Here is a 7411-nt window from a genome sequence, read left to right as displayed (position 1 = left end):
TCACTCCTTTCCGTGGGGCAGTTTTACGTCGACGACTGCCTGGCGCCACTTCAACACCTTCAACGACATCCAGCGCATCGAGGTGCTGAAGGGCCCGCAGGGCACGCTGTTCGGCCGCAACGCGGCGGGCGGCGCCATCTCCATCGTCACCAACGAGCCCAGCGACAAGTTCGAGGGCAAGGTCGTGCTGCGCTATGGAAACTATGGCGAGCGCTATGAGGATGCATTGGTCAACATCCCGCTCAATCGGGACATGGCGCTGCGCATCAGCGTGCTCGACAACCAGAGCGACGGCTGGATTCGCGACCAGGCCAATGGCCAGCATTACGGCAAGAACGACGACTGGGGCAGCCGTATCGTCTACCGCTGGAACGTCACGCCGGATACGCGTGTGCTGTGGTCCTGGGATCACGAGCGCCTGGACCAGCCGCCACGCCCATCGATCGGCCTGGTGGCGTTGTCCAACGATACGAACGAGCGGCCGCCGTTTCCGCCCAATCCCGCCACTTATCTCAATCCACTCACTGCGCCGCTCTACAACGACGCCATCCAGGCACGCGAGTGGCGGCACTTCGATGGCTCCACGCTGATCGTCGATCACTCCTTTCCGTGGGGCAGTTTTACGTCGACGACTGCCTGGCGCCACTTCAACACCTTCAACGACGAAGACAACGACGGCACCGACCACGTCGTAAGCTACCTCGATACGGCCAACATCGAGCACAACAACAGCTATTACCAGGAATTCAAATTATCGGGCGATAACGACCTGATGGACTGGGTCTCCGGCGTGAGCTTCTACTCGGAGCAGGCACGCCAGACCAGCCAGGTGAATACCAACACCAGCAGCCTGGATACCCTGGCGCAGAATGTCGATGGACTTGGCTTGCCGCTGACCGAGATCACCCAGGGCCTGCAGGCGTTCGGGCTGCCTTATAGCCTATTGAGTGACCCCTGGCGCGAAGAGATCGACAACGTCGGCAAGTTCAAGGCCTATGCCGCCTTCGGTGACGTGATCTGGCATGTGAGCGACCGGTTCGACCTGACCACCGGCCTGCGCTACACCGAAGATCAGAAAGACTTCACCTGGTACACGCCGCTGCGCCAGGCGACCGCGTTCGACCAGACCGTGGCGGCGCTGGTTTCCAGCGGCATCGTCGGCCTGCTGCCGCCCCAGGCGCAGGAGGCGCTGGCGGCCTTCGGCGGCAATATCATCTTTCCCAATGCCGTGGGCCAATGGGTGTCCACCACACATAGCTGGCATGACTTCAGCCCGCGCGTGGTGCTGAGCTACAAGTTCACGCCCGACCTGATGGCTTATGTGTCCGCCACCAAAGGCTACAAGGCCGGCGGCTACAACAGTCTGCAAGTAGGTTCGCTGTACTCGCCGGAAAAAGTATGGAACTACGAGGGCGGCGTAAAGGCCGTCTTCCCCGAATACAACCTGCTGCTTAACGCCTCGGCCTACTACTACCGTTATTCCAACCTGCAGTCCTCGGTGCTCAATCCGAACTTCAACGGCTCGGGCGTGCCGTTCTACACGGTGATGACCAGCGACCAGCACGCGCACGGCCTGGATGTCGAAGCGCAATGGCAGCCGACGAACGCATTGCGCCTGAACTTCACCAGCGCCTATATCGACAGCACCTATATCCATGGCACCTCGACCTCTGGAGTGAGCCTGGATGGCCAGCCGACTGGCGAACCCACTTTCTCCGCCACCGCCGGTTTCGACTACACCTGGTTCGACGTCTACCGCGGCAACCTGGAATTGAACATGCAGTACGCCTATCGCGGCCGTACGCGCTGCAATGCCGACTCCGGCGTGCAGGGCACCTGCTTGAGCACGCCGCTGTTCAGTGTCGGCAACGCCACCCAGCGCACCGATGCGCGGCTGGACTGGCATACGCCGAATGAGCACTGGGGCGTGGGCGTGTTCGTCAACAACATGTTCAACAAGCGCTATGTGCTGAGCATCGGCAACGACAGCACCAATGATTTCGGCACGCCGTATGCCACGGTCACACCACCGCGTACGTATGGGGTGGAATTGCGGGCGAAGTTTTAGATATTCGCCGAGTCACACAAAGCGACCACGCAGGCTGGGATGCAATCCCAGCCTACAAATGCAGATGCAAAAACTGGTTGAAGTCGCTCTTTTGATAATCCGAGAAGGCTTCGCCATTGACGAAGCCCCGCCGACGATAAAGCGCAAGCGCCGGCTCGAACGAAGCCCCGCTGCCGGTTTCCAGGCTCAGGCGGCGCAGGCCGCGGCGGCGCGCTTCGTCGATCATGTGCTCCAGCAAGGCCGCCGCCACCCCGCGCCGCAGATAATCCGGATGCGTGCGCATCGATTTGATCTCGCCCGCGTTCGCGTCGAGCTGTTTCAGTGCGCTGATGCCGCAGATGTCGCCGCCGTTCCATGCACTCCACACGGTGACGTTGGGCGCTTTCAGGCCGGACAGGTCGAGCGCGAAGACATGCCCCGGCGGCGAATTGGCATGCATGCCGGACAGGTGAAGGCGCAGCAGCGCCTGGGTTGCGGGGCTGGAAAGGTCGTCTGGGCGGATGTCCATGGATGTCTCGTATCGGGTGATCCGTGTTGCATGACAGTAGCCCTCCGGGCAGAGGTGATATATGATATGTATATCACGAAAGGAGCCGGCAATGAGTCGCATTTTGATAGATCTGCCCGAAGCTCAGGTGGAAGCCCTTGCCATGCTCGTGGAAATGGAGCATCGCCCCCGGGCTGCTGTTATACGCGACGCCATCGAGGCGTATATCTCGCAGCGCAGAAAAGAGCTCGGGAACGATGTGTTCGGTTTGTGGAAGGGGAAAAAGATCGATGGTCTTGAATACCAAAAGGAGCTTCGCTCCGAATGGTAAAGGCACTTTTCGATACCAACATCCTGATCGACTATCTCAACGGCGCCAGCGCAGCCAAAAAAGAACTGGCACGCTACGAGTACCGCGCGATCAGCACGATCACGTGGATGGAAGTTCTTGTCGGTGCGTCATCGGAAGAAGATGCGGCGATTCGCGCATGGCTGCTTTCGTTTGACATCATTGGCGTGGATGCGGCCATTGCGGATCGTGCGGTCGCGATTCGAAAGGAAAGGCGCATTCGGTTGCCGGATGCGATTGTCTGGGCGACGGCTCAGGTCAACTCGCTCTTGCTTGTTTCACGCAACACCAAAGATTTTCCAGCAGATGAGCCGGGCGTGCGGGTTCCGTACAAGCTCTGAGAGCCGCTTACCCTTTGATTGGCCATGCTGCGCTGCAGCGGTGCAAGCGCCTCGCATTTAGCCCTCCGTTGGTGCGCAAAGCCCCGCCCAAATGCGTAACTCCTGCAAAAAACCTACAGAAAACCGTCACTTACCTCATTGGCACGCATGATGCAGCGCATCATGCACAAAAGCCCGCCGATCAACTCGCTGCGACGGACGGGCTGGTAGGGCCAGGCAAGTCTTCAGCGCGGGGTAGGGTATGTCCAGCAGAGCTACGCGGATCGAACTGTTTCGTCTGCGCACGCCACAGATGCGTGCGTTCCATTTGAGTTGGCTGGCGTTTTTCGTCTGCTTCTTTGCCTGGTTTGCGGCGGCGCCGTTGATGCCGCTGATCAAGGGCGAACTTCATCTAAGCAAGGACCAGCTCGCCAACATCAGCATTGCCGCGGTGGCGGTGACGGTGTTTGGACGGCTGATCGTGGGGCCGCTGTGCGATCGCTTCGGGCCGCGGCGAACGTATACCTGTTTGCTGCTGATCGGCGCGTTGCCAGTGTTTGGCATTGCCTTTGCGCATAGCTACGCCGCGTTCCTGTTCTTTCGCCTGGCCACTGGCATTGCCGGCGCCGGTTTCGTGATCACGCAGTACCACACCTCGGTGATGTTTGCGCCGAATGTGGTGGGCACCGCCAATGCGGCGACCGCCGGCTGGGGCAACGCCGGTGGCGGCGTCGCGCAGTCGGTGATGCCGTGGGTGCTTGCGGGCATACTCGCGCTGGGCGTGCAGCATGCGTTGGGCTGGCGCGCGGCGATGTTCGTGCCGGGCGTATTGATGTTGCTCGTGGCCGCGTTGTATTGGCGCTACGCCCAGGATTGCCCGCAGGGTAATTACCGCGACTTGCGGGCGTGTGGCTTGATGCCGGAAACCGGCAACGCGGGTGGATGGCGGATATTCCGCGCCGCGGTGCGCAATTACCGCGTGTGGATGCTGTTCGTGACCTACGCCGGTTGCTTCGGTATCGAGCTGTTCGTGCATGGCGTGGCGGCCAGTTATTACGTCGATCGTTTTGGCATGGATCTTAAGCATGCAGGCTTGGCGGCGGGCAGCTTTGGCCTGCTGGCGCTGTTTGCGCGCGCCTTGGGCGGGATCGCCTCCGATCGCCTGGCGTTCCGCCATGGGCTGGCGGCGCGTACCTGGTTACTGAGCGCGCTGATGCTGTGCGAAGGCTTGGGATTGTTGTGGTTTTCCAGCGTGCAGGCGGCAGGTCTGGCGGTGGCGGCGATGATCGCCTTCGGCGTGTTCACGCACATGGCATGCGGCGCCACCTATGCCTTGGTGCCGTTCGTCGATCGCAAGGCATTGGGCGGTGTGGCGGGCGTGGTCGGCGCAGGCGGCAACGTCGGTGCAATCGCTGCGGGTTTCCTGCTCAAGAGCACCGGTTCGGTGCAGCACACCTTTGCCTTGCTCGGCGGTTTCGTGATCGCCGGCTCCTTGTGTGCGCTGGCGGTGCGTTTCAGCGCCGAACATGCCGCACGCGAAGAACAGCTTTACCGCGAAGCGCTGAGCCAGGCCCAGGCGACATCGCAACTCGCAGCATGAACGGGGAAGGGGCTTGCCCATGACAATGAAACTGCTGGTGATCGGCAACGGCATGGTCGGGCACAAGCTGCTCGAAGAGCTGATGGCGCGCCAGCCGCCGGGCCTGGACATCACCGTGTTGTGCGAGGAAGGCCGGCCGGCTTACGACCGCGTGCATCTATCCGAATTCTTCTGCGGCAAGAGCGCAGACGATCTCTCGCTGGTGACATCCGGGTTCTTCGATCAGTCTGGCTTGCATCTGCGCCTTGCCGCGCAGGCCGTGCAGATCGACCGCCAGCAGAAGCGTGTCACCACCGCCGACGGTGAAGTGATCGCCTATGACAAGCTGGTGCTTGCCACCGGCTCCAAGCCGTTCGTTCCGCCCATTCCTGGCAACCAGCGAGCCGGCTGTTTCGTCTACCGCACCATCGACGACCTGCTGGCGATGCAGGCCTGGGGCAAGCGTTCCAAGGTGGGTGTGGTGGTGGGCGGCGGCCTGCTCGGCCTGGAATGCGCCAAGGCGCTGCGCGACCTGGGCCTGGAAACGCACGTGGTGGAATTCGCGCCGCGCTTGATGGCGGTGCAGGTGGACGAGATCGGCGGCCATGTCCTGCGGCGCAAGATCGAAGAGCTGGGCGTCACCGTGCACACTGGAAAGAGCACACAGGAAATCGTCGACGGCGACGGCACGCACCATCGCATGAAGTTTGCCGATGGCAGCCATCTCGATGCCGACATGATCGTTTTCTCCGCCGGCATTCGCCCGCGCGACGAACTGGCGCGCACCTGCGAGCTTGGCGTGGGCGAGCGCGGCGGCATCCATGTCGACAACTACTGCCGCACGCGCGACTGGGATGTGTACGCCATCGGCGAATGTGCCTATTGGGGCGGCAAGACGTTCGGCCTGGTGGCGCCCGGCTACGACATGGCGCGCGTGGTCGCGGCGCACTTGTCTGCCTTGCTGGAGCGCAGGCATGCGTTGGAGCTGCCGGAATTCGTCGGCGCCGACATGTCCACCAAGCTCAAGCTGATGGGCGTGGACGTCGCCAGCCTCGGCGATGCGCACGGCACCACGCCGGGCAGCCGCAGCTACCAGTTCAGCGACGAGCGCCGGCAGGTTTACAAGAAACTGGTGGTGTCGGGCGACGGCAAGCAACTGCTCGGGGGCGTGCTGGTGGGCGATGCCAGCGAATACGGCACGCTGCTGCAGATGATGCTCAACGGCATCGAGCTGCCGCCGTCACCGGAATTCCTGATCCTGCCCACCCCGGATGGCAACGCCAGGCCCGGCCTGGGCGTGGACGCGCTGCCGGCGTCCGCGCAGATCTGCTCCTGCAACAACGTCTCCAAAGGCCAGCTGTGCGAGGCGGTGTGCGCGGGCGCCAATGCCATCGGCGACTTGAAGGCCGTGACCAAGGCCGGCACCACCTGCGGCGGCTGCGTACCGCTGGTCACGCAGATCATGAAGGCGGAGATGAAGCGCCAGGGCCTGGCGGTCAACAATCATCTGTGCGAGCACTTCGCCTATTCGCGGCAGGAGCTGTATCACCTGGTGCGCGTGGAGCGCATCAAGCACTTCGACGAATTGCTTGCCCGCCACGGCAAGGGCCTGGGCTGCGATATCTGCAAACCGGTGGCGGCCAGCATTCTCGCTTCCTGCTGGAACGCCTTCGTGCTGCAGAAAGAGCATGCCTCGCTGCAGGACTCCAACGATTACTTTCTCGCCAACATCCAGAAAGACGGCACTTATTCGGTGGTGCCGCGCATGGCCGGTGGCGAAGTTACGCCGGACGGCCTTATCGCGGTCGGCGCCATCGCCAAGAAATACGGCCTGTACACCAAGATCACCGGCGGCCAGCGCGTGGACATGTTCGGCGCGCGGCTGGAACAGCTGCCGCTGATCTGGGAAGAGTTGATTGCGGCCGGCTTCGAGTCCGGCCATGCGTACGGCAAATCGCTGCGCACGGTGAAATCCTGCGTGGGTTCCACCTGGTGTCGCTACGGCGTGCAGGATTCGGTCGGTACCGCAATCGACCTGGAAAACCGCTACAAGGGCCTGCGTTCGCCGCATAAATTGAAAATGGCCGTCTCCGGTTGCACGCGCGAGTGCGCCGAAGCGCAAGGCAAGGACGTCGGCGTGATCGCCACCGAAAAAGGCTGGAACCTCTACGTGTGCGGCAACGGCGGCATGAAGCCGCGCCACGCGGAATTGCTGGCTGGCGACCTGGATACGCCCACGCTGATCAAGTACATCGACCGTTTCCTGATGTTCTACATCCGCACTGCCGACCGCCTGCAACGCACCAGCACCTGGCGCGACAACCTGGAGGGCGGGCTGGATTACCTCAAGGGCGTGATCGTGCATGACTCGCTGGGCATCGCCGCGGAACTGGAGGCGGACATGCAGCGCATCGTCGATACCTACGAGTGCGAGTGGAAGAAGGCGGTCACCGATCCGCAGACGCGCAAGCGCTTCCAGCATTTCGTCAACAGCCGCGCACCGGACAGCAACGTGGTGTTTGTGCCGGAGCGCGGCCAGATTCGCCCGGGCCGGCCGGACGAAAAGCGCAGCCGGCGCATTCCCGCAAGCGTCATGACGGAGTAGAGC

The 7411-nt window shown here is 62.2% G+C and carries 6 protein-coding genes; 5 read left to right on the top strand and 1 reads right to left on the bottom strand.

Annotated features, from left to right (window positions below; all coding sequences use genetic code 11):
* Positions 1–2068: TonB-dependent receptor (locus VMA74_RS13385; RefSeq protein ID WP_325367734.1), on the top strand; the 2068-nt coding region annotated here is incomplete at its 5' end.
* A 52-nt stretch (positions 2069–2120) separates the two neighbouring features.
* Here VMA74_RS13385 and VMA74_RS13380 read toward each other — a convergent pair.
* Positions 2121–2576: a GNAT family N-acetyltransferase gene (locus VMA74_RS13380; RefSeq protein WP_325367732.1), complete on the bottom strand. Its 456-nt coding sequence runs from the start codon at positions 2574–2576 to the stop codon at positions 2121–2123.
* 91 nt (positions 2577–2667) lie between these two features.
* Here VMA74_RS13380 and VMA74_RS13375 point away from each other — a divergent pair, with 91 nt between their 5' ends.
* The 4 genes from VMA74_RS13375 (at position 2668) to nirB (ending at position 7408) form a co-directional block, all read left to right on the top strand.
* Entirely contained in the window at positions 2668–2886 is a 219-nt protein-coding gene (locus tag VMA74_RS13375) for a ribbon-helix-helix protein, CopG family (protein ID WP_325367730.1), read from the top strand.
* Positions 2880–3245 carry a type II toxin-antitoxin system VapC family toxin gene (locus VMA74_RS13370; protein WP_325367728.1) on the top strand — a complete coding sequence of 122 codons (366 nt, stop codon included), beginning with the start codon at positions 2880–2882 and terminating at the stop codon, positions 3243–3245. The genes VMA74_RS13375 and VMA74_RS13370 overlap by 7 nt, the downstream gene beginning before the upstream one ends.
* Positions 3246–3486: 241 nt before the next feature.
* Entirely contained in the window at positions 3487–4824 is a 1338-nt protein-coding gene (locus VMA74_RS13365) for an MFS transporter (protein WP_325367726.1), read from the top strand.
* A gap of 19 nt (positions 4825–4843) precedes the next feature.
* Positions 4844–7408, top strand: coding sequence for a nitrite reductase large subunit NirB (gene nirB / locus VMA74_RS13360; protein WP_325367724.1), 2565 nt, complete (start codon positions 4844–4846; stop codon positions 7406–7408).
* Positions 7409–7411: the final 3 nt, after the last annotated feature.

The organism is Dyella sp. (genome assembly GCF_035508675.1).
GTDB lineage: Bacteria > Pseudomonadota > Gammaproteobacteria > Xanthomonadales > Rhodanobacteraceae > Dyella_B.
This window is presented reverse-complemented; position numbering and strand designations above follow the sequence as displayed.